Consider the following 22,773-nt stretch of genomic DNA (forward strand, 5'->3'; position numbering starts at 1 on the left):
CGCGAGCAGGGCTGAACCAGGCTCTCCGCGCCCCGCGTCGGAGAGCATGCCATGGAACCGTTGTCGCTCGTTCCTCCCGTTCTAGCCAGCACCCCGGCGCCCCTTGGCCGCGCGCTGCTGGCCCAGGCCAGGGCCAGTGCCGAACTCAGCGGCGAGCGTCTGCTCGATACCCTGCAATCGCTCAGCGGCCTTGAGCCGGCAGCGTTTGTCCAGTGCCTGGGCGCCACCCTGCATTACCCGCTGCTCGACGGCGCGGCGCTGTTCGCCGCCACGCCGCTGTTCGAGCGGGTCAGCCTGGCCCAGTGCCTGAAACGCGAATTCATCCTCCTCCAGCATGACGGCCAGACCCTCGGGGTGTTCGCCGACCCCTTCGACGACGCCCGCCTGGCCTGGATCGACGACTGCCTGCAGGGCGCACCGCTGTACCTGGTGCAAGCCGCTGAGCTCACGGGCTTTCTTGCCCGCCACGAAGAGAGCTTCCACGCGGTCGATTCGCTGGACACCGAGAACGAAACCGCCAACGAGCTCGACAGCCTGCAGAGCCTGTCGCTGGCGAGCATCAGCGAAGACCAGAGCCGGGTGGTCAAGCTGGTCAACTCGACCCTCTACGATGCCCTGAAGATGCACGCCAGCGACATTCACCTGGGCGTGACCGGCAGCGGCCTGGTGATCAAGTACCGCATCGACGGCGTACTCAACAGCATCAGCAAGGTCAGTGGCAGCGAGTTCGCCGACCAGGTGATCTCGCGGATCAAGGTCATGGCTGAGCTTGACATCGGCGAGAAACGCGTGCCCCAGGACGGCCGCTTCAAGATCGGCATCAGCGCCCGGCAGATCGATTTCCGAGTCTCGATCATGCCGAGCATTTTCGGCGAAGACGCGGTGTTGCGGGTGCTCGACAAACAGGACCTGGCCGATCGCGTCAGCGGCGTGCAGTTGCAGGCCCTGGGCTTTGAACAGCAGACCTTGCGCAGCCTGCGCCGGCTGGCCAGCGAACCCTACGGGATGATTCTGGTCACCGGCCCCACCGGCAGCGGCAAGACCACCACCCTTTACGCCATGATCAGCGAGATCAACCACGGCGTAGACAAGATCATCACCATCGAAGACCCGGTGGAGTACCAGTTGCCGGGGGTGCTGCAGATCCCGGTCAATGAAAAGAAAGGCCTGACCTTCGCCCGCGGCCTGCGCTCGATCCTGCGCCACGACCCGGACAAGATCATGGTCGGCGAAATCCGCGACCCGGACACCGCGCAAATCGCCGTGCAGTCGGCACTCACCGGGCACCTGGTGTTCACCACCATCCACGCCAACAACGTCTTCGATGTGATCGGCCGCTTCAGCCAGATGCAGGTCGACCCCTACAGCTTTGTCTCGGCGCTCAACGCCGTGCTGGCCCAGCGCCTGATTCGCCTGGTTTGCCCGCACTGCGCCGCTGCCCAGCAACCCAGTGATGAAGAACTCGTCGCCTCGGGCCTGGAGCCCGGCCAGGTCGGCCATTACCGCTTCGTTCACGGCAGTGGCTGCGGCCAGTGCCGGGGCAGCGGTTATCGCGGGCGCACGGCGATTGCCGAGCTGCTGCACCTGGATGACGACCTGCGCCAGATGATCGTCGAGCGCAAGCCCCTGGCGCAAATCAAGACCCTGGCCTGCCAACGCGGCTTGCGCCTGCTGCGCAGCTCGGCGCTGGAGCTGGTGCGTGATGGCCGGACCACCCTGGAGGAGATCAATCGTGTCACTTTTATCGCCTGATCGCTTTATCGCCGTGCTCGGCGCCCAGGGTGTGGGCCTGTGCCAACGCCAGGGTCAACAGCAACGCTGGCTCGCCAGCCTGGACTTTATCGCCGAGCGCAGCCTGGCCTGGGCAGTGGCCCTGGAGTCGCTGCAGCACCTGCTGGTTGAACATGCCGGCAAGGGTGCGCAGTTGCAGGTGTTGCTCTCGGCCCAGTACAGCCGCTTCTGCCTGGTGCCCTGGAGCGCCGCCATCAGTCGCCCGGACGAGTTGCAGCAGTACGCCCGCGCCTGTTTCGAGGCGCATTACGGGCAGAGCCTGGAAGGCTGGCGCATTGTCGTATCCCCCGAAGCCGGCGGTTGCCCGCGCATCGCCAGCGCCACGCCGCAGGTCTTGCTCGATCAGCTTGAGGCCCTGTGCCGCAACCTCGGGCTACGCCTGCGCTCGACGCGGCCTTACCTGATGGCGGCCTACAACCACTTTGCCGAGCAACTGGGGCAGGGCGACTTTCTCTTCGTCCTGGCCGAGCCGCAACGCAGCGTCTGCCTGCTGGCGCAAAACGGCGCCTGGCAGCACGTCAGTGCCCAGGGCTGCAGCGACAGTGACCAGGCCCTGCAAGCCTTGATCGCCCGCCACAGCGAGTTGCACCAGGGCGAGGGGCAACTGCCGGTGTACCTGCATGCGCCCGGGCGCCTTGAGCCAGCACCGGCGCTGGCGGGCGTGCAACTGTGCGAGCTGGCGCCAGCGCCGCTGGCGGTACGCGACGTGCTGTGCAGCATGTCACGGGCGGTGGCCTGAAATGCGCCGCCTGATGCTGGACCTGCAACCCGCCCGCACCGGTTGGCCCGCCTGGGCGCTGCTGGCATGCGCACTGAGCCTGCTGCTCGGCACTGCGCTGCTGCAGCAGGGCTTCGATCAACAACAGGCCGGGCTTGAACAGCAACTTGAACAGCTCGACCGGCAACTGGGCAAACGGCCCCAGGCCGAGCCAGCGCTCAATGCCGCGCAAAGCCGCGAGCAGGCCGAGAAACTGGCACAGATGCGCAGCGTCTCGCAGCAACTGCAACGGCCGTGGGAGCGCCTGTTCAACATGCTTGAAGGGCTGCCGCAAGACGACGTTGCCTTGCTCACCCTGACCCCCGACGCGCGCAAGGGCCAACTGCGCATCAGCGCCGAGGCCCGCGACCTGGAGGCCATGCTGGCCTTCCACAAGCGTCTGGAAGCCAGCGACGAGCTGCGCGATGTGTCGCTGCTCAACCACGAAATCATCGCCAAGCAGGCCGAGCATCCGGTGCAGTTCAACCTGTCGGCCACCTGGGAGAACGGCAATGCGCATCCCTAGCCTGATCCTCCATGAACGCGCCCGCCAGCTCGGCGTAGTGGGCCTGGCCGGTGCCGGGTTGCTGGCCCTGGCCCTGCTGTATGGCGTTACTGCCTTGCTCGGCCAATGGCAGCAGTTGCAACAGCTGGAGCAGCAGCGTGATCAGGCCCTGGCCCAGGTCGCGCAGTTCAAGCAGGGCACGCTGAAGCTGGCGCAGGTGCCCAGGCACGAGCTGGAAGACTTTCACAAACAGCTGCCGGCCCAGCCTCAGGCCACTGTGGCCATCGACCGCATCTATGCCCTGGCCAAGGCCGAGCAGATCACCCTGGCCCGCGGCGAGTACGCCCTGGGGGTCGATCCCAAGACCCGGCTGGCGCGTTACCAGATCCTCCTGCCGGTGCGCGGCAGCTACCCGCAAATCCGCCGCTATGTGCATGCCTTGCTCGGCCAGTTGCCGGCACTGGTGCTCGAAGACATTGACCTGCAGCGCAAGAAGATCGGCGACCGCGAGCTGACCGGGCGCATCCGTATGACCCTTTACCTGTCGAGGTCATGATGAACACTCAACGCAGCCTGGCCTGGCTGGCTTTTCTCGGCACCGCCGCAGTGCTGGCCTGGGCACCGGGGTATTTCTTCGACGACGTCGCTGAAGACGCCGAGGCGGCTGTTGAGGTCGCCGGCAAGGCATCTGCACCGCTGACGCCGACTGCGCAGATGGCGGCAAGGCCGGCAGCCCTGCAGCCGCGCGACCTGTTCCCGAGCAAGAGCTGGAAGCCTGCGGTGCAGGTCACCACCGTCACCGAACAACCGGTGGTCATCGCTCCGGTGGCCGTGGCGCCTGTCGCCCCGGCACTGCCATTCCAGTTCGTTGGCCGCCTGGATGATCGCGACGACCAGCAGGTGTTCCTGCAAAGCGGCGAAAAACTCTACGTCGTGCGCCGCGGCGACGTGATTGATGACACCTACCGGATCGAGCAGATCTCCGCTACGGAGCTGAGCCTGGTCTACCTGCCATTGCACCTGTCCCAGACCTTGTCTGTAGGGAGCGCACCATGAATTCGCCAAGGCTCAGCCACAAAGCGCCGTACCTGATGCTTGCCCTGTGTGTCGCCCTGGCCGGATGCGGCACTTCGGGTGTGCGCAAGGACGCCCAGGCCCTGATCGGTGAGGGCCAGTACGAAGCCGGAATCGCCCAGCTTGAAGACGCGCTCAAGGAACACCCGCGCGACACCGAACTGAACATCGCCTTGATCCAGGGCCGGCGCCAGGCGGTGGAGGCGCTGCTGACCCAGGCCGACAGCGACCGCAGCCGCCATGACTTCGGCGGTGCGCGCACAGGTTACGGGCGGGTGCTGACCCTGGAGCCGAACAACCGCCGGGCCCTGGATGCGGTGCGCCAGATCGAGCAGATGCGCAACCTTGGCGAGCGCATTGCCCTGGGCCAGGCGGCGTTGCGCAGCGGCGACCTGTTCGGCGCCGAGCGGCACATGCGCGAAGTGCTGCTGCTCGACCCGCAGAACGAAGGTGGCCTGGCCCTGCGCAAGGACATCGAGCTGGTGCAAAGCCGCACCGCCCAGCCCAACCCGCAACTGCGCAGCAAGCTCGAACGGCCGGTGACCCTGGAGTTTCGCGACGCCAACCTGAAGACCATCTTCGAGGTGCTGTCGCAGGTGGCGGGGCTGAACTTCATCTTCGACAAGGACCTGCGCCCGGACATGAAGGCGACCATCTTCGTGCGTGACGTGCGCATCGAAGACGCCGTGGCCCTGCTGCTGGAACAGAACCAGCTGCACCAGAAGGTGGTGAACGACAACACCCTGCTGATCTACCCGGACTCGCCGCAGAAGATCAAGGATTACCAGGAGCTGGTGATGCGCACCTTCTACCTGACCAGCATCGACGCCAACACTGCGCTGAACATGGTCAAGACCATGCTCAAGACCCGCGACGTGTTCGTCGACGAGCGCCTCAACACCCTGACCATGCGCGACACCCCCGACGCCGTGCGCATGGCCGAGAAACTGCTGCAATCCCAGGACCAGTCCAACCCGGAAGTGGTGCTGGAGGTGGAAGTGATGGAGGTTGCCCGTTCGCGGATCCTCGAACTCGGCCTGCAGTGGCCCAACACCTTTGGCATCCTCAACGCCGATGGCAACCCGGTGGGCACCCTCGACCAACTGCGCGGCATCAACTCCTCGCGCATCAGCATCGCCCCGGCACCGCAAGCCAAGATCAACGCCCAGGACAACGACATCAACACCCTGGCAAGCCCGGTGATCCGCGTCAGCAACCGTGAACAGGCGCGCATCCACATTGGCCAGCGGGTGCCGATCATCAGCGCCACCTCGGTGCCCTCGACCCAGGGCCCGGTGATCACCGAAAGCGTCACCTACCTGGACGTCGGCCTCAAGCTCGAAGTGACCCCGGTGGTGCACCTGAACAACGAAGTGGCGATCAAGGTGGCCCTGGAAGTCAGCAACGCCAAGCCGCTGGAGCCGACCCGCCAGGGCACCATCCCGGTTCAGGTCGACACCCGCAACGCCCAGACCAGCCTGCGCCTGCACGACGGCGAAACCCAGGTGCTGGCCGGGCTGATGCGCAACGACCAGGGTGGCAGCGGCAACAAGATCCCGGGGCTTGGCGACATTCCCGGCCTGGGCCGGCTGTTCGGCAGCAACCGCAGCGACAACAGCCAGTCGGAGCTGGTGCTGTCGATCACCCCGCGGATTATCCGCAACCTGCCGTACCAAAGCCCGTCAGACATGGAGTTTGCCACCGGCACTGAAACCAGCATGCAGATCCGCAACCTCAACCGCAGCATCGAGGTTGACGACGAGCAACCCATTGCGGCGGTACCGACCGCGGTGAGGCCGTAAATCATGAAACGCCCGATGGCAGGTTTCAGCCTGATCGAAGTGATGCTGACCCTGGCGCTGCTCGGGTTGCTGGCCTCGATTGCCGCGCCGCTGACCGAAACCCTGGTGCGGCGCAACAAGGAGCAGGAGCTGCGCACCGCGCTGTACCAACTGCGCGATGCCATCGACGCCTACAAGCGCGCCTTCGACGCCGGCTATATCGAGAAGTCCCTCGACGCCAGCGGCTACCCGCCGAACCTGCAGGTGCTGGTCGATGGCGTGCGCGATGTGCGCAGTGCCAAGGGCGCCAAGTTCTACTTTCTGCGGCGCATTCCCCAGGACCCGCTGCTGGCCGCGCGCAAGGACGACGAGCAGGGCGGCTGGGGCCTGCGCGCCTACGACAGCCCGGCGCAGAGCCCGCGTGATGGTGAAGACGTTTTTGATGTGTACTCCCGGGCCCGCGGCAAGGGCCTCAACGGCATCGCCTACGGGCAGTGGTGAGCAGCATGAAACGCAACCAGGGCTTTACCTTGATCGAATTGCTGGTGGTGATGGCGATCATCGCCACGCTGATGACCATCGCCATGCCGCGCTACTTCAACAGCCTCGAGACCTCGCGCGAGGCCACCCTGCGCCAGAGCCTGGCGGTGATGCGCGAGGCGCTGGACCACTACTACGGCGACACCGGCCGCTACCCCGAGTCGCTGGAACAGTTGGTCGAGCAGCGCTACCTGCGCAGCGCGCCGCTGGACCCGATCACCGAACGCCGCGACGGCTGGTTGCTGGTGGCGCCACCCGAAGGCGTCGCCGGCGCCGTCGCCGACATCAAGAGCGGTTCAACCGGGAGGGCCCGTGATGGCAGCCTTTATGCCGAGTGGTAATGCCGGGCAGGCAGGCTTCACCTACCTGGGCGTGCTGTTGCTGATTGCCGTCACCGGCATGGCCCTGGCGGCCACCGGCACGCTGTGGTCGACCGTCGCCCAGCGCGAGCGCGAACGCGAGCTGCTGTGGGTCGGCGGCCAGTATGCCCAGGCCCTGCGCAGCTACTTTCGCGCCTCACCTGGCCTGGCCCAATACCCGCAGAGCCTTGAGGAGCTGCTGGAGGATAGCCGTTACCCCAACCCCAAGCGGCACCTGCGCAAGTTGTACCCGGACCCGATCACCGCCAGCGATGACTGGGGCCTGCTGCGCTCGATCGACGGGCGCATCACCGGCGTCTACAGCCGCTCCCAGGCCCTGCCGCTCAAGCGCACTGGCTTTGCCGGGCAATGGTCGGAGTTCGACGGCCTTGAGCACTACAGCGACTGGCAGTTCGTCGCCGAAAAGGCCTTCAACGAAAGCGCCGCCGGCGCCCGCAAGGGCCTGGCCCAGGGAGCCGGGCAATGAACCGCCGCCTCAGTGCCCTGGCCCTGGCCCTGGTGCTGCTGGCCGGCACCGCCCGGGGCGGCGCCGAGGACGAGATGATGGGCTTTATCGTCGACAACACCATCTCGCACATCGGCCACGACTTCTATTACAGCTTTGCCGAGCGGCTGCGTGCCACCAGCCGCCTGGATTTCAACCTGGTGGTACGTGAACGACCCGACCCGCGCTGGGGCAGCCTGGTGACGGTCGAGTACGAGCAACGCGTGCTGTACCGGCGTTTTCTGCCACCCAACACCACTGAGCTTAAGGACGCCGCCTACGAGGCTGCGGACCTGGTCAAGGCGCAGATCATCCAGCGCAAGCTGCAGATGCTGCTGCAGGACACCACTGATCTGGAGAGGGACGAGCTATGAACAACAACAAAACCTGCAGCCTGGCCTCGCTGGTATTGCTGGCGAGCCTCGCCAGTGCAGCCAGCGCCACGGAACTGGTCTACACCCCGGTCAACCCGGCGTTTGGCGGCAACCCGCTGAACGGCACCTGGCTGCTCAACAACGCCCAGGCGCAGAACGATCACGAAGACCCGGCCATCAAGGACCGCACCTCGGCCTTTGCCAGCACCTCGGCACTGGAGCGCTTCACCAGCCAGCTGGAGTCGCGCCTGCTCTCGCAACTGCTGACCAACATCAACAACGGCAACACCGGCAGCCTGCAGACCGACGCCTTCATCATCAACGTCATCGACGACTCGGGGGCCCTGAGCATTCAGGTGACCGACCGGGTAACCGGGGAAATCTCGGAAATTCAGGTCAACGGCCTGAACCCTTGAAGGGCCAGGACAACGGGGAGAAACAGCGATGAAACGATTTCTGAGCACACTGCTGATCCTGGCCGCCTTGCAAGGCTGCAGCCTGCGCGAACCGATGCCGGCCGAACAGGACAGCGAAAGCCCGACCCTGACGCCACGGGCCTCGACCTACTACGACCTGCTCAACATGCCGCGGCCCAAGGGCCGGCTGATGGCGGTGGTGTATGGTTTTCGCGACCAGACCGGGCAATACAAGCCGACCCCGGCCAGCTCGTTTTCCACCAGCGTCACCCAGGGCGCGGCGAGCATGCTGATGGACGCCCTGCAGGCCAGCGGCTGGTTCGTGGTGCTCGAGCGCGAAGGGCTGCAGAACCTGCTGACCGAACGCAAGATCATTCGCGCCTCGCAGAAAAAGCCCGACACCCCGGTGAATATCCAGGGCGAGCTGCCGCCGCTGCAGGCGGCCAACCTGATGCTCGAAGGCGGCATCATCGCCTACGACACCAACGTGCGCAGCGGCGGCGAGGGCGCGCGCTACCTGGGTATCGACCTGTCGCGCGAGTACCGGGTCGACCAGGTCTCGGTCAACCTGCGGGCGGTGGACGTGCGCAGCGGCCAGGTGCTGGCCAACGTCATGACCAGCAAGACCATCTACTCGGTCGGGCGCAGCGCCGGGGTGTTCAAGTTCATCGAATTCAAGAAGCTCCTGGAAGCCGAGGTCGGCTACACCACCAACGAGCCGGCGCAGCTGTGCGTGCTGTCGGCGATCGAGGCGGCGGTGGGGCACTTGCTGGCCCAGGGCATTGAACGGCGCCTGTGGCAGGTGGCGGGGGATGGCAGCGCAGACAGCGCGACCCTGGACAAGTACCTCAGCCAGTATCAAACCCCGTGAAACCCATCGCTGGCAAGCCAGCTCCCAAAATTGTGGGAGCCGGCCTTGCCGGCGATGAGGCCGGTACAGCCAGCACATCAGGTGGCATCTGGATTACGAGCGCTGGCAAAACCAGCTCAGGTGCATGCAGATCCATTGTGGGAGCCGGCCTTGCCGGCGATGAGGCCGGTACAGCCAGCACATCAGGTGGCGTCTGGATTACGAGCGCTGCGCACTCGATCGCTGGCAAAGCCAGCTCCCACAGGTCCGGCGCATGCAGATCCATTGTGTGGAGCCTTGCCGGCGATGCAAGGCAACGCCTTGCCAATCAGGTTTACCTCAATGGCTCGGGCAGCCCTGTTCCTTGACGATCCGCTGGGTCGAGGCCGGGTTGTTGACCAGCTTGGCCGCCGAGCGTGCCGGGCGTTTGACCAGCTCACCGCCGCAATTGGGGCACTGGCCCTTGAGCTGACGTTCGTTGCAGTCACGGCAAAAGGTGCATTCGAACGAGCAGATCAACGCATCCGCGCTATCTCCGGGCAGGTCGCTGCCACAGCATTCACAGTTGGGGCGCAATTCGAGCATGGTCAGGTCCTCACAGGCGGAACGGAATCGTCAGTGTATACGCTCAGGGCCGATACAGGTGGGCGTGGCCGGCGCGGTACAGCGCCGACTCGCTGAAGCTGTCATTGCCCAGTACCCGGCCCACCAGAATCAGCGCGGTACGGCGAAAGTCCTTGGCTGCCGCCAGCTCGACAATCGTCTCCAGGGTGCCCAGCACCCAGTCCTGGTCCGGCCAGGTTGCGCGGTGCACCACGGCAATCGGGCAGTCGCCGCCATAGTGCGGGCGCAGCTCTTCGACGATTTTAGCCAGGTGCTTGACCCCCAGGTGCACTGCCAGGGTGGTCTGGTGGCGGGCCAGGTCGGCCAGTTGCTCGCCAGCCGGCATCGGTGATTTGTCGGCGTAGCGGGTGAGGATCACGCTCTGGGCGATGTCCGGCAGGGTCAGCTCGCAGCCGAGCAGGGCGGCGCTGGCGGCCACGGCGGTGACGCCCGGGACGATCTCGTAGGGAATGCCCAGCTCGCGCAGGTAGCGGATCTGCTCGCCGATGGCGCCATACAGGCTGGGGTCGCCACTGTGCACCCGGGCGACGTCCTGGCCATTGTCGTGGGCGCTCTTGATGGCTTCGATAATCTGCGCCAGGTGCAGTTCGGCGCTGTTGATCAGGGTTTCGGCGCGGTGACCCTCCAGCACTGCGGCCGGCACCAGGGAGCCGGCGTAGATGATCACCGGGCAGCGCTGGATCAGGCGCTGGCCCTTGACGGTGATCAGCTGCGGATCGCCGGGGCCGGCGCCGATGAAATAGACGGTCATGGGGTGTCCTTGCGGGTAAAGGGCTGATTATCAGCGAAAACCGCTGGTGCAGGCCAATGCCAGGCTGGCGTCGGCCTGCAAGGTGCGAGTGACCAGCAGCCGGGCCGGGCCGCCGAGCTGCTCGGCCAGGGCCAGGGCGGCGCTTTCGGCCACGCCATAACAGCCGCTGTGCTGGAAGGCTAGCGCAGAGCGATGGCTGAGCTGTGATTCGAAAGCGGCCAGCTGCGCCGCACTGTAGAACCGCAGCGGCACGCCCAGGCGCCGGGCCAGTTCATGCAGGCCGGGTTCGTCGTGCTTGAGGTCGATGCTGGCAAGGCCCATGACCGCGCCGGGCGGCAGATCATGGGCGAGCAGGGTACGGGTAAGCAGCTCGTTCAGGGCATCGGCCGGGCAGCCGCGACGGCAACCCAGGCCGAGGTACAACTGCATCCTCAGGCCTGACTCGAACGGCGGTACAGCCAGGCGCTGATCAGCCCCAGGGCCAGCCAGAACGCGGCGTTGGTCAGCAGCGAGGCGACCTTGAACTCGGCTTCCAGGGCTTCTGGGGCGAGCATCTGGTGCACTTCCGGCTGTGGCGCGCCAATTACATGCGGCACTACCAGCAAGACTGCGCCGACTATCTTCAGCAGCCAGTTGTGGGCAAACACGATCAAGGCCAGGCCCACGGCGGTGGCAGCAGCAGTACCGACCCACCAGGCCTGGCGCTGGGCCAGATCGGCGGCTGCGGTGCCCGGCAGTTCCGGTGGCAGGCCCAGGGTCGGCGCCAGGCAGAACACGGCAAAGCCGCCCAGGCCCCAGAGCGCGCCGCTGATCACGGTCTTCGGTGCGCGCAGGGTGTAGAGCGCGGCGAGGATCAGGGCGAAACCGACCGCCACCACCAGGTTGCCGCCGGTGGTCGACAGCACCCGCTGCCAGCCGTCTTGCGGCGACCAGGCTTCGCTGTCGTGATGATGCTCGGCGGTACCGGCGGCATGTTCATGGGGCGCTTCGAGCGCAGGCGCGGCGCTTTCATAGGTTTCCGCCTGGAGAATCAGCGGCGCGACCCAGAAGCTTTGCAGCAGGGTCAGCAGCAGGGCGGCCAGCAGGCCGGTAAAGCCTGCGGTACTGGCAATACGCTTGATCATCGGGGCAGCACTCAGTGGCAAGGGAAGGCGGCGCTGTGGCGGGTATCGTGGGCAGCGTTGTGCACTGCTTCGATGTGCGAGAAACCGGCGAAGTACACCAGGCACAGGCCCAGTAGCGAGGCGCCGACAGCCACCAGCAGACGCTGGCTGAGGCTTGACGGGGTAACGGCTTGGTTAATGGCGGTACTGGTACGCATGGCGCTTTCCTCTTGGTGTTGTCGGCAACAGGCAAGCGCAGCGAACCCCTGCGCGGCGTTCGCCCAGGGGTTGTAACAGCGCCCGCCCACCGCGGGTTTGTTCGGTCAAGCGTTGGGCCGGTCTCCGGGCTGGTGAGGGTTGGCCGCTGGCCACACCACAGGCGTCACCTTCCCATGCCAGACAGCGGGCACAGTGGCTCTGACGCTTTTCTCACTTACCGTTGCGGGGGCAGCACCGGACTTGCCATACACCCTATAAAGAGCGTACGACGCACCGGTTTCCCAGTTTCACCCTCAAGGGGCACCCAAACGAATGGCGTTAGCAAATCACGGGCGCGGGCAGGCGTCAATCGTGACAGCAGTTGACCGCTCACCGGGCACTGCGTAGCCTAGCCGCTTCGAGGTTCTTCGGCGCTGGCCGAAGCTAAGACGGGAACGCGGTTCAAGCCGCGGCTGCCCCCGCAACTGTAAGCATTGAAGGGTTCGACACAGCCACTGCAGCACGTGCGGGAAGGCGTCGTTCGACTGGCCACGGCGCCGGTGCAATGCAAGCCAGGAGACCTGCCTCGAACAGTTTCCGACATTCAACCGGGCGGGGTGATCCGGTGGCGAACAGGCCAGGTGCGCAACACCTTTGGCGCTCGTCCCGCATGCCCGCCATCCTGCCAAGGGCATCGAAATGAAAACACTGGCCAAACTCCCCGTCACCATCGTTACCGGCTTCCTCGGCTCGGGCAAGACCACGCTGCTGCGGCACATGCTCGACAACGCCCAGGGGCGGCGCATCGCGGTGATCGTCAACGAGTTTGGCGAGCTGGGCATCGACGGCGAAATCCTCAAGCAATGCAGCATCGGCTGCACTGAAGAAGAGGCCAGCGGCCGCGTCTATGAGCTGGCCAACGGCTGCCTGTGCTGCACCGTGCAGGAAGAGTTCTTCCCGGTGATGCGCGAGCTGGTGGCGCGTCGCGGCGACCTCGACCATATCCTCATCGAAACCAGCGGCCTGGCCCTGCCCAAGCCCCTGGTACAAGCCTTCCAGTGGCCAGAAATCCGTAACGCCTGCACCGTTGATGCGGTGATCACCGTGGTCGACAGCCCGGCCGTCGCCGCCGGCACCTTTGCCGCCTACCCGGAGCAGGTCGATGCGCAGCGCAAGCTCGACCCCAACCTTGACCACGAATCGCCACTGCACGAGCTGTTCGCCGACCAGCTGGCCAGCGCCGACCTGGTGGTGCTGAACAAGGCCGACCTGATCGCCGCCGACGACCTGGCCAAGGTTCGCGCTGAAGTCGAAGAAGAGCTGCCGCCGGCGGTCAAGGTGATCGAAGCCAGCAGCGGTCGCCTGCCGCTGGAAGTGTTGCTGGGCCTGGGCGCCGAATCCGAGGCGCACATCGATGGCCGCCGCACCCACCACGACTCGCACCACGACGGTGACGATCACGACGACCATGACCACGACGCCTTCGACTCGATCTCCATCGAGCTGCCGCAAGCCGACGAAAGCCTGCTGCTCGACGCCCTGACCCAACTGGTGGTGCAACACGGCATCCTGCGGGTCAAAGGTTTTGCGGCGATCCCGGGCAAGCCGATGCGCCTGCTGATCCAGGGCGTAGGCACCCGTTTCGACAAGCACTTCGACCGCGCCTGGCGCAGCGAAGAGCCGCGCACCACGCGCCTGGTGCTGATCGGCCAGGAGCTGGATGCGCCGCAGTTGCAAGCGAGCCTGCGCGCCGCCCTGGGCGCCTGACCCATGCACCTGCTGCGGACCCAGCCCGGTGGTTTTGTACCGGACGACAGCATTGCCGACCTCGGCCAGACCCCGGCCGAGCTGGTAATCCTCTGCAGCGGTGACTCGCACCTGGCGCTGCTGGCCGAAACCGCCCAGCAGCTGCCCGAGGATTTCCCCAGCCTGCGTCTGGCCAACCCCATGCAGGTACAGAATCATGCCTCGGTCGACCTGTATGTCGACCAGGTGCTGCGCCATGCCAAGGTTATCCTGGTGTCGCTGCACGGCGGCGTCGGTTACTGGCGCTATGGTGTGGAGCAACTGCTGGAACTGGCCGCCCGTGGCGTGCAGTTGATCCTGGTGCCCGGCGACGACCGCCCCGACCCGGAACTGACCGGCCTGAGTACGGTGCCGGCCGAGCAGGCCGAACGGCTCTGGCACTTCTTGCGCCAGGGCGGCAAGGCCAATGCCCTGAACCTGTTCAACTGCCTGGCCAGCCAGTACCTGCAGCGCGACTACCCGTGGAGCGCGCCGCAGCAACTGCCGCGCACCGCGGTGTACCACCCGCGCAAGGCCGCTGCGGCGCTGCAGGACTGGTTCGGCGAATGGCAGGTCGAGCAACCGGTGGTGCCGATTCTGTTCTACCGCTCGCACCTGCAGGCGGCCAACACGGCCTTTATCGACACCTTTTGCGAGCGTTTGCAGCTGGCTGGGCTCAACCCCTTGCCGATTGCCGTGGCCAGCCTCAAGGAGGTTGCGTGCCTGCAGCAGGTCGAAGACTGGCTGGACCAGGTCGACGCTGCGCTGATCATCAACACCACAGGCTTTGCCCAGTCCAGCCCCGAGCAGCCGCACCTGCGCCCGTTTCGCCGTGACATCCCGGTGTTACAAGCGATCTGCGCCCAGGACAACGAACCGGCCTGGCAGGCCAGCGAGCAGGGCCTGGGTGCCCGTGACCTGGCCATGCACATCGCCTTGCCGGAGCTGGACGGGCGCATCATCACCCGCCCGGTCAGCTTCAAGGACCTGGCCTGGCGCAGCGAGCGCAGCCAGTCCGACGTGGTCTGCTACCGCGCCCAGCCCGAACGCATGGACTTTGTCGCCGAGCTGGCGCGGCGCTGGTGTGCGCTGGCGCAGATACCCAACGGGCAGAAGCGCGTGGCGCTGATCCTCGCCAACTACCCGACCCGCGATGGTCGCATCGGCAATGGCGTGGGCCTCGATACCCCGGCAGCGGCGCTGAACATCCTGCGCACCCTGCAGGCCCAGGGCTATCCGCTGGCGCCCTTGCCCGACAGCGGCACGGCGCTGATCCAGGCTTTGCTCGGTGGCGTCAGCAACGACCTGGACAGCCTCGACCTGCGCCCGTGCATGCAGAGCATGGCCCTGGAGGACTACCTGGCGGCCTTTGCTACCTTGCCCGAGGCCAATCAGCTCGCTGTGCGCGAGCGCTGGGGCGAACCGAGCCAGGACCCGATGTGGCGCAGCGGGCGGATGATGATCGCCGGCCTGCGCTACGGCCTGACTTTTGTCGGCATCCAGCCGGCACGGGGTTACCAGCTGGACCAGAGCGCGGTCTATCACGACCCGGACCTGGTGCCGCCGCATGGCTACCTGGCGTTCTACTTCTGGCTGCGCCATGGCTTTGCCGCCGATGCGCTGATCCATGTCGGCAAGCACGGCAACCTCGAATGGCTGCCGGGCAAGGGTGTCGGGCTGTCCGATAGCTGCTGGCCGGACGCCTTGCTCGGGCCGCTGCCGAACATTTATCCGTTTATCGTCAACGACCCGGGCGAGGGCGCCCAGGCCAAGCGCCGCACCCAGGCGGTGATCATCGACCACCTGATGCCGCCGCTGACCCGCGCCGAAACCTACGGGCCGTTGCGCCACCTGGAGCTGCTGGCCGACGAGTACTACGAGGCGCAGTTGCTCGATCCGCGCCGGGCCCGCGAGCTGCAGCGCGACATCCTGGCGCTGGTGCGCGACAACCATATCGATCGCGAACTGCAGATCGAAGGCGCCCTGGACGATGCCGCGATCTGGCTGCCACGCCTGGACACCTACCTGTGCGACCTCAAGGAGTCGCAGATCCGCGATGGCCTGCACGTGTTCGGCGAGTCGCCGGCCGGGCGCCTGCGTATCGACACCTTGCTGGCGCTATTGCGGGTGGAACGCGGTGATGGGCGCGGGGCCAACGGCAGTTTGTTGCGGGCCCTGGCCAAGGCGCTGAACCTGGGCTTCGACCCGCTCGATTGCGACCTCGGCCAGCCCTGGCAAGGCCCTCGGCCCGCACTCCTGGCGACATTGGACGAAGCCTGGCGCACCGCCGGCGATACCCGCGAGCGCCTTGAGCTGTACGCCAGCCAACTGATCGAACAGACCCTCGATGGCAGCGTGCAGCTGGTCGGCGGCCCTGAATGGGCACAGGTACAGGCGATTCTCGACGCGCTGGCGCAGCAGGTCGCGCCGCAACTGGACAACTGCGGCCCGGCAGAAATGCACGGCTTGCTGGCGGCTCTCGACGGTCGCTTCGTGCCTGCCGGCCCCAGTGGTGCACCAAGCCGCGGGCGCCTGGACGTACTGCCGACCGGGCGCAACTTCTATACCGTCGATGTGCGCAACCTGCCGACCACCACCGCCTGGCGCATCGGTTTTGCCTCGGCCAACCTGATCCTCGAACGTCACCTGCAAGACCATGGCGATCACCTGCGCCAGCTCGGCCTGTCGGTGTGGGGCACGGCGACCATGCGCACCGGCGGCGACGATATCGCCCAGGCCATGGCCCTGCTTGGCGTGCGGCCGGTGTGGGCCAGCGGCAGCCAGCGCGTCGACGACTTCGAAATCCTGCCCTTGAGCCTGCTCGACCGGCCACGGGTGGATGTCACCTTGCGCGTCTCGGGGTTCTTCCGCGATGCTTTTGGCAACCTGATCAAGCTGTTCGATGCGGCGGTGCAAGCGGTGGCGGCGCTGGATGAGCCGGATGAGCTCAATCCGCTGGCGGCCAAGGTCCGTAGCGAGCGCGCAGAACTGCTGGCCCAGGGCCTGGACGCCGAACAGGCCGCTCGCCAGGCCGGCTGGCGGGTGTTCGGGGCCAAACCGGGCGCTTATGGCGCCGGCGTGCAGAATGCTATCGACGGACGGTTGTGGAATGACCGCCAGGACCTCGCCGAGGTCTACTTGAATCACGGTGGCTATGCCTATGGCACCGCCGATGACGGCACACCGGCGCGCGCCGATTTTGCCCGGCGCCTGAGCCAGGTGCAGGCGGTGGTGCAAAATCAGGACAACCACGAGCACGACCTGCTCGATTCCAATGACTACTACCAGTTCCAGGGCGGCATGCTCGCCGCCGTGGAGAGCCTGGGCGGCAGCAGGGTGGCCAGTTATCACGGCGACCACAGCCAGCCGGACCGGCCGCGCATCCGCACCCTGAAAGAAGAGCTGAACCGGGTGATTCGCGCCCGGGCGCTGAACCCCAAGTGGATCGACGGGGTCAAGCGTCACGGCTATAAAGGTGCCTTCGAGCTGGCGGCCACCGTCGACAACCTGTTCGCTTTCGATGCCACCACGCAGCTGATCGACGACCACCATTACCAGTCGCTGGCCGACGCCTATGTGCTCGACGATGCGACCCGCGACTTTATCCGCCAGCACAACCCCGAGGCCTTGCGCGACATCACCGAGCGCCTGCTCGAAGCCCAGCAGCGCGGGCTCTGGCAGGAGCCGGGCGACTACCGTGAAGCGTTGGAAGAACAGCTGCTGGACGGCGAAGAAGAGAATTGACATGAGCGAACCTGCACATTTTCCCCTGGCCGCCGTGGTCGGCGCCGATGAGCTGAAACTGGCGCTGTGCCTGACCGCCATCGACCCGAAGATCGGCGGCGTGCTGATCGAAGGCCCGCGCGGCATGGCCAAAAGCACCCTGGCCCGGGGCCTGGCTGATTTGCTCGGCGAAGGGCCGTTCGTGACCTTGCCGCTGGGTGCCAGCGAAGAGCGCCTGGTCGGCACCCTCGACCTGGATGCGGCGCTGGGCCAGGGCAAGGCGCAGTTTTCCCCCGGGGTGCTGGCCAAGGCAGACGGTGGCGTGCTCTATGTGGATGAGGTCAACCTTCTGGCGGATCATCTGGTCGACCTGTTGCTGGACGTCGCTGCCAGTGGCACCAACCGGGTCGAGCGCGACGGTATTTCCCACCGCCACAGCGCCCGTTTTGTGCTGATCGGCACCATGAACCCGGAGGAAGGCGAGTTGCGCCCGCAATTGCTCGACCGCTTCGGCCTTAATGTGATGCTCGAAGGCCAGCCGCTGCCTGAAGCCCGTGGCCAGATCATTCGCCGCCGGCTGGATTTCGACAGTGATCCCGAGGCCTTTTGCGCCCAATGGGCGCCTGCTCAGGCGGCCCTGCGCGAGCGTTGCCATGGTGCTCGCGAGCGCTTGGCGCAGATTGCCCTGGACGACCAGGCCCTGGCGCAGATTACCCAGCGCTGTTTTGCTGCGGGCGTTGATGGCCTGCGTGCCGACCTGGTCTGGCTGCGCGCCGCCCGCGCCCATGCAGCCTGGCGCGGTGCTCAGGTAATCGAGGCTGAGGATATCGATGCGGTGGCCGAGTTCGCCTTGCGCCACCGGCGTCGCGAGGCGCCGGCGCCACAATCGCAAGCGCCAGATAACGGTGCCGCGCTGCCGCCTGCGGCCGGGCAGCAAGGCCAGGGCCAATGGGGCGAATTACCGCCGCAAGCCACACCGAGCGGCGCCCGGCGCGAGGTGCCGAGCTGGGCAAAAAAGCCCTGAGCATCCGCCGCCGCAGCAGCGCGGATGCCAGACCCCGGCCCGGAGCACTTGCCGCAGGCCCGCGTGGGCGCAGCAAACAGGCGGCATCTGGCGCGGTGGCCTGGCCGGCCACCTTGCTCAAGGGCCGGCCGCGCACGCGTAACGCGCTGTGCTGGCAACAGCGCACGGCCAGCGCCCATGAGCTTTGGCTGGTGATTGTCGATGCGTCGGCGTCGACCCGCCGACACCAGGCGCTGAGCCGGGCCAAGGGCATGCTGGCGAGTTTCTTCGACCAGGCCTACCGCAACCGCGCGCGCTTGACCCTGCTCACCGCCAGCGGCAATGCACCCCACTGGCAGCGACACGGGCTCAAGGCTTCGGCGAGCTTGCAGCCATGGCTTGAGGCGTTGGGGGCGGGGGGCGGAACGCCATTGCTGGCGGCACTGGCGCAGGCACGGGACTGGCTGCAGGAGCGTCAGCGGCGTTATCCGGCAGAACTGCAACGTTGCCTGATTGTCACCGATGGCCGGCTCAAGGCCTGGGAGGCGCTGCAGCCGCTGCCGTGCCAAGCGTTGCTGGTAGATATTGAAAGTTCGCCGGTAAAGCTCGGCAGGGCGCAGTTACTTGCACAACAACTGCACGCCGATTACCAGCACCTGGAAACGCTGGCAGTACTCGGCAAATAATCAGGCATCAATAAATATAACTGCGGCCAAGTGTCGCAGTTTATCGGCGAGTTATAACAACGTTACCAAAGACGGGCGCCTGGGCCGCGCCTTTGGTAATTAACCGGTCGTTACCTAGGCATCGACCAAGGCTGCAAGTCATAACCTTTTTCGCTCAGCTCGGCGCGCACTTGCTCGATCAGATCAGCCCACTGGGCGGGGTCGGAGTAGGTGCTGCTCGGCACCTGCTTGCTGCCAATGCGGGTACTGGTCCGGTCGATAACTGCCAGGCTTAGTTCACCGGTGCCATTGGGCGCATCCCAGGCAACACACTGGAACGGTTCGAAGGCGTGGTCGGCAATCAGCAGTGCTTCGTTGACACGGAGCGGGGCGTTCATGGGTTCGGTCTCTCTGTGGGCCCAAACATCGAATATAACCGCGCGCTTGTTTGCATAGCGGTAAGTTACTTGTACTGATGCCCCCGACCGGGGGACAAGTCACACTTCTTTTAAAAATATTTTAATGCCGTTCATCGGTTGATGCCGGGGTACCTGGCATTTTTGTCAGTAGCGGCCAGGGAGTGGGGGGTATTGAATAAGGACCGACCGCAGTTCCCGGTCGGTCCTGGTCTGTGGACGGTGCAGGGGGCTGCTTCATTGACCCACGCCAAGGTGCCCTATGAGCCAGGACCCGCAACTACCTGTACTACACGCTGCTGCACATCACTCGCAACAGGCGCACGATCCGAGGCCATGGTACTTGCGCTTCGGCCAGGTACGCTTGATCGAAAGCAGCGTTCTGATCATTCCCTACTGGAACCCCCTGACTGGTCACCCGGAGAACCTGGATGGCGGTATCACCGCGGCAGCGCTTGCCACTGACGCTGATGGCCTGTTGGTGATCATCGAGGCGTACCTGGGCATGGCGCTCAATGACCAGGTGCAGGTTTACTGGGGAGCAGGCCAAGCGGTCTTGCCATCGCCCATCATCATTACCGACAAGAATCTGAATCAGGCCCTGTTTGACAATGTGCCAGTAGACAGGATTACCAATGGCATCAGCGAGGTCTGGTTCGAAGTACGACCTGCCGTGGGGCCGGTCCGGTCTTCGGCACGGTTGCGAATCAAGGTCAAACGGGCACTGCCCGGTGGCCCGGATCCGCATCCAGGCGAACCTGGACACCAGGGGCTTGCAGCCCCGGTGGTACCGCCCCATCTGATTGATGAGCAATATGCGCAGTTGGGGGTGGAGGTGTACATCCTGCCGTGGGCCAATATGGCGGTAGGCGATGTCATCGAGCTGAGCTGGGGCTCAGTGATACTGCGTCAAGAGGTCAGGTTGGGCCAGGTCAATCAGACCATCGAAATGATCGTCGACTATGAGCGGATTATCGCCGCCGGGGACTCTGAGGCGCTGGAGGTCAAGTACCGCTTGTTTGATGATGTCGGTAACGTTTCTGCCGGTTGGTCACCTTCCAGTTACGCCCACGTCGAGGCCGGGGGCGGTCGCCTGTTGCCGCCTGTGGTGCGCGAGGCAGACGCCAATGGCTACATCGACCTTGAACAGCTCGACGGCCTCGATGTGACGGTGCAAGTGTATGCATCGCTTACGGGGGGGTTCAGGGTGTGGGACATCATTCAGGTGCAATGGCGCGGGTTTACCGCCACTGGCCTTGGGCCGCTGCTGTATGAGCCCGAACCTTTCGAGCTGCAGACGTTACCCTATATCGCAACCTTCACGGTCCCCAATCAACGGCTGCAGGACATACCCCAGGGTTATGCCGATGTCACTTATGAGCTGCGCAAGTTTGCCGGCGGTTCGGCGTTTTCGTCACGCAGGGTGGTTAGAATCCTGGGTGAATTGAGTGGGCTGCGGGCGCCAAGTGTTCTTGAAGCGTCAGACGGCCTTCTGCCCGATACGCTGCCTGAGGCAACCGTACGGATTGAGGCCTACCCGGGCATGGCCCGTAATCAGGTGGTACGCATGATCTGGGATGGCCGGCAGTCGAATAACCAGGCGTATCACCATGCCGAGGAGCGTCTGATCCTTGAGGACATGGTCGGGGACTATCTCGACTTTCGCGTGCCATCCAGGCATATCGCGCTGCTGAAGGGGGGGACGGTGAATGTACATTACCGGGTACTGGTCAGCGGTAACGAACCCCAGGATTCGGAACCTCTGTTCCTGCATGTCGGTGACGCGGTGCCGGAGCTGGTCCAGCCAACGGTCGACTTTGCCGAAAATGATGCCTTTGACCCCACAGGCCATTTGTTCGCAACTGTGCGGATTCGTATTTATGACGATATGCTGGCGGGGCAGACGGTCCATGTGGAGTGGTCGAGTACTGCAGCGGGAGGCACCTACAACCTCAGCATCCCGGTAACTGTCGCGGTGGAACTGACGGCCCGGGTGCCGATCGAGTTCATCACTCCAAGTCTGAACCGTGAGGTCTACGTACGTTACTGGGTAACCGAGCCTGGGCAACGTACGCGCTATTCCGACGATCTGGCCCTGTGGGTAGGTGTCATGCTGATAAACCCGCCCACGCCTTTCATCGAGCAAGCCGAGGGCAATCTGCTTGATCTGGCGCGGTTCACCGGCAATGCCACGGTAGCCGTCGAGGCGTGGCGCGGTATCAACACCCTGCAGCGTTTCTGGTTGCGGGCTGTGGGCAGGCTTGCTTCCGGGGCGGATAAAACCGTTATTTTGGCCAATGGCGTGCTGGTGCAGATCGGCGAAGTCGACCTGGGCATCCGCCGACCCCTGTTGCGCTCGGACCTGCATCAACTGAGGGACCTCAGTGAGCTGCGCATTGAAATGACCGTTACGCCCTATGGCAGCCAAAATGAAGCCGAGGGCATCGCCTTTCCTCAACCACGTTACGTGGTGCAACAGGTGCTGCTCACGACGCCAAGAATTAACCAGGCAAGTGGTAACGTGGTTGACCTTGCAAACTTCACTGGCGACGCAACCGTCAGCCTCGACCCATGGCGCAGTATCAGTACGGTGCAGCGGGTCTGGCTGCGCTGTCGAGGTCCTAACAACTGGCTGGTAACCCTGGCAAACGGCGTGTTGGTGCAGCCCTCAGAACTGCAGACCGGCATCATCCGAAGCCTGCCGCGCAACCGCCTGCTTGAGTTGGCCGACAATGCCAGCCTCACGGTGGAGGCCACCGTTACCCTGGACGGCAGCAGTAATGAAAATACCGGGACAGTGTTTCCGACGCGTACCTATACGTTCAGGTCATCACCGGTACGTCTTGTGGTGTCCAGTGGCGGCCTGACCACAGGGGCGTTGCCCCATGACTGGGCGCATGCGAGAGAAACCAACCACGTTGCTGTCGTGGGCCAGCCGGGGGCTGTGGTAACGCTTAGCCTGTCGGGCACGGCAAGGTTTACCGGTAACCTGCAAACCGTCCAGGTGACGCTAGATGGCGTTGGCGTCGCACGGCAGGCGATCAGCTGTACCGCCACCAGTACGACGTTGAGTGCAACCCAGGCAGGAAGACCCACCGTCACGGCGCAGATCGCCTTTCGCGGCAGCTTCCCGGCAGATGGCGCCAGTGGAAATTTTCAAGCCAAGGCCAATCTTGCCACCGGTGCGTTCGCTGACGGACATTCTCGCAACCGGATCAGTTACGACACGGTGACTATAACGGGTATAGGTTCCGTACGTGTGACCCTGACCGGGAGCGCGCGATTTACCAACTATCCAGGCCAAGTGGCCGACGTGCCTCTGCGCAACGGTACGTTTGATGCCATGATCGACGTGGTCAATACCCAAGCGGAGACGATCTCGGTTACCTTCCAACTGCTAACCCAAGGCAACTGGGCGCGCTTCACCAGGACCATGACATTTACCGCCTGAACACCTGACATTTTTGCCAGTAGCGAGGCAACAAAAGAGGGTATTGAATAAGGACCGACTGCAGTTTCCCAGTCGGTCCTTTTTTTCATGGGCAGGACCGGG

At 64.9% G+C, this 22,773-nt stretch carries 23 protein-coding genes and 2 riboswitches; of the genes, 17 read left to right on the forward strand and 6 right to left on the reverse strand.

What is annotated here, in order from left to right; all coding sequences use genetic code 11:
• Positions 1-51: 51 nt before the first annotated feature.
• From UB48_RS14815 to UB48_RS14870, 12 genes are read left to right on the forward strand one after another with little or no spacing between them, the layout of a single operon-like run.
• A complete protein-coding gene (locus UB48_RS14815; RefSeq protein ID WP_045198302.1) occupies positions 52-1,752 on the forward strand; it encodes a GspE/PulE family protein in 1,701 nt (566 codons plus the stop codon).
• Complete coding sequence (locus UB48_RS14820) at positions 1,703-2,530, forward strand: hypothetical protein (RefSeq protein WP_045198303.1); 828 nt, start codon at positions 1,703-1,705, stop codon at positions 2,528-2,530. The genes UB48_RS14815 and UB48_RS14820 overlap by 50 nt, the downstream gene beginning before the upstream one ends.
• Before the next feature lies 1 nt (position 2,531).
• Complete coding sequence (locus tag UB48_RS14825) at positions 2,532-3,074, forward strand: pilus assembly protein (protein ID WP_045198305.1); 543 nt, start codon at positions 2,532-2,534, stop codon at positions 3,072-3,074.
• Positions 3,061-3,609, forward strand: coding sequence for a type 4a pilus biogenesis protein PilO (gene pilO / locus UB48_RS14830; RefSeq protein ID WP_045198307.1), 549 nt, complete (start codon positions 3,061-3,063; stop codon positions 3,607-3,609). Before UB48_RS14825 ends, pilO begins: the two co-directional genes overlap by 14 nt.
• Positions 3,609-4,109, forward strand: coding sequence for a hypothetical protein (locus tag UB48_RS14835; RefSeq protein WP_045198308.1), 501 nt, complete (start codon positions 3,609-3,611; stop codon positions 4,107-4,109). The genes pilO and UB48_RS14835 overlap by 1 nt, the downstream gene beginning before the upstream one ends.
• A complete protein-coding gene (locus UB48_RS14840; RefSeq protein ID WP_045198310.1) occupies positions 4,106-5,929 on the forward strand; it encodes a secretin N-terminal domain-containing protein in 1,824 nt (607 codons plus the stop codon). Before UB48_RS14835 ends, UB48_RS14840 begins: the two co-directional genes overlap by 4 nt.
• A 3-nt stretch (positions 5,930-5,932) precedes the next feature.
• On the forward strand, positions 5,933-6,409 hold the full coding sequence (locus UB48_RS14845; RefSeq protein ID WP_045198311.1) for a prepilin-type N-terminal cleavage/methylation domain-containing protein: 477 nt from the start codon (positions 5,933-5,935) through the stop codon (positions 6,407-6,409).
• Between the two features lie 5 nt (positions 6,410-6,414).
• Positions 6,415-6,789, forward strand: coding sequence for a type II secretion system protein (locus UB48_RS14850; RefSeq protein ID WP_045198313.1), 375 nt, complete (start codon positions 6,415-6,417; stop codon positions 6,787-6,789).
• Positions 6,764-7,294 carry a type II secretion system protein gene (locus tag UB48_RS14855; RefSeq protein ID WP_045198314.1) on the forward strand — a complete coding sequence of 177 codons (531 nt, stop codon included), beginning with the start codon at positions 6,764-6,766 and terminating at the stop codon, positions 7,292-7,294. Before UB48_RS14850 ends, UB48_RS14855 begins: the two co-directional genes overlap by 26 nt.
• Positions 7,291-7,686, forward strand: a complete 396-nt coding sequence (gene csgE, locus UB48_RS14860; RefSeq protein ID WP_045198315.1) for a curli production assembly/transport protein CsgE — start codon at positions 7,291-7,293, stop codon at positions 7,684-7,686. The genes UB48_RS14855 and csgE overlap by 4 nt, the downstream gene beginning before the upstream one ends.
• Positions 7,683-8,102 (forward strand): curli assembly protein CsgF, encoded by a 420-nt coding sequence (locus UB48_RS14865; protein WP_045198317.1) that lies wholly within the window; start codon positions 7,683-7,685, stop codon positions 8,100-8,102. The genes csgE and UB48_RS14865 overlap by 4 nt, the downstream gene beginning before the upstream one ends.
• A gap of 28 nt (positions 8,103-8,130) precedes the next feature.
• Positions 8,131-8,973, forward strand: coding sequence for a CsgG/HfaB family protein (locus UB48_RS14870; protein ID WP_045198319.1), 843 nt, complete (start codon positions 8,131-8,133; stop codon positions 8,971-8,973).
• Positions 8,974-9,291: 318 nt separating this feature from the next.
• Here the strand turns inward: UB48_RS14870 and UB48_RS14875 are convergent, their stop codons facing one another.
• From UB48_RS14875 to UB48_RS14895, 5 genes are read right to left on the reverse strand one after another with little or no spacing between them, the layout of a single operon-like run.
• The gene (locus UB48_RS14875) at positions 9,292-9,537 is read right to left on the reverse strand and encodes a DUF1272 domain-containing protein (protein WP_045198320.1); all 246 of its coding nucleotides are present in this window, start codon (positions 9,535-9,537) and stop codon (positions 9,292-9,294) included.
• Between the two features lie 43 nt (positions 9,538-9,580).
• On the reverse strand, positions 9,581-10,327 hold the full coding sequence (cobM, locus tag UB48_RS14880; protein ID WP_045198321.1) for a precorrin-4 C(11)-methyltransferase: 747 nt from the start codon (positions 10,325-10,327) through the stop codon (positions 9,581-9,583).
• 30 nt (positions 10,328-10,357) lie between these two features.
• The gene (locus tag UB48_RS14885) at positions 10,358-10,756 is read right to left on the reverse strand and encodes a cobalamin biosynthesis protein (RefSeq protein ID WP_045198322.1); all 399 of its coding nucleotides are present in this window, start codon (positions 10,754-10,756) and stop codon (positions 10,358-10,360) included.
• Positions 10,757-10,758: 2 nt separating this feature from the next.
• A complete protein-coding gene (locus UB48_RS14890) occupies positions 10,759-11,451 on the reverse strand; it encodes a CbtA family protein (protein ID WP_045198325.1) in 693 nt (230 codons plus the stop codon).
• Between the two features lie 11 nt (positions 11,452-11,462).
• Positions 11,463-11,648: a CbtB domain-containing protein gene (locus UB48_RS14895; RefSeq protein WP_036995824.1), complete on the reverse strand. Its 186-nt coding sequence runs from the start codon at positions 11,646-11,648 to the stop codon at positions 11,463-11,465.
• 97 nt (positions 11,649-11,745) lie between these two features.
• A riboswitch (cobalamin riboswitch) is annotated at positions 11,746-11,972 on the reverse strand.
• Positions 11,973-12,032: 60 nt separating this feature from the next.
• Positions 12,033-12,232: riboswitch (cobalamin riboswitch) on the forward strand.
• Positions 12,233-12,327: 95 nt separating this feature from the next.
• Between UB48_RS14895 and cobW the strand changes: the two genes are divergently transcribed.
• The 4 genes from cobW to UB48_RS14915 are packed head-to-tail and all read left to right on the forward strand — an operon-like array spanning position 12,328 to position 18,825.
• Positions 12,328-13,395 carry a cobalamin biosynthesis protein CobW gene (cobW, locus tag UB48_RS14900; RefSeq protein WP_045198466.1) on the forward strand — a complete coding sequence of 356 codons (1,068 nt, stop codon included), beginning with the start codon at positions 12,328-12,330 and terminating at the stop codon, positions 13,393-13,395.
• Between the two features lie 3 nt (positions 13,396-13,398).
• Positions 13,399-17,157 (forward strand): cobaltochelatase subunit CobN, encoded by a 3,759-nt coding sequence (gene cobN / locus UB48_RS14905; protein ID WP_045198327.1) that lies wholly within the window; start codon positions 13,399-13,401, stop codon positions 17,155-17,157.
• Between the two features lies 1 nt (position 17,158).
• Complete coding sequence (locus UB48_RS14910; protein ID WP_045198329.1) at positions 17,159-18,160, forward strand: ATP-binding protein; 1,002 nt, start codon at positions 17,159-17,161, stop codon at positions 18,158-18,160.
• A complete protein-coding gene (locus UB48_RS14915; protein WP_082075448.1) occupies positions 18,085-18,825 on the forward strand; it encodes a VWA domain-containing protein in 741 nt (246 codons plus the stop codon). The genes UB48_RS14910 and UB48_RS14915 overlap by 76 nt, the downstream gene beginning before the upstream one ends.
• A gap of 110 nt (positions 18,826-18,935) precedes the next feature.
• Here the strand turns inward: UB48_RS14915 and UB48_RS14920 are convergent, their stop codons facing one another.
• Entirely contained in the window at positions 18,936-19,202 is a 267-nt protein-coding gene (locus UB48_RS14920; RefSeq protein ID WP_045198333.1) for a hypothetical protein, read from the reverse strand.
• Positions 19,203-19,482: 280 nt separating this feature from the next.
• Between UB48_RS14920 and UB48_RS14925 the strand changes: the two genes are divergently transcribed.
• Entirely contained in the window at positions 19,483-22,671 is a 3,189-nt protein-coding gene (locus UB48_RS14925; RefSeq protein ID WP_045198336.1) for a hypothetical protein, read from the forward strand.
• Positions 22,672-22,773 lie beyond the last annotated feature (102 nt).

The organism is Pseudomonas sp. 2(2015), from assembly GCF_000955865.1.
Taxonomy (GTDB): Bacteria; Pseudomonadota; Gammaproteobacteria; order Pseudomonadales; family Pseudomonadaceae; genus Aquipseudomonas.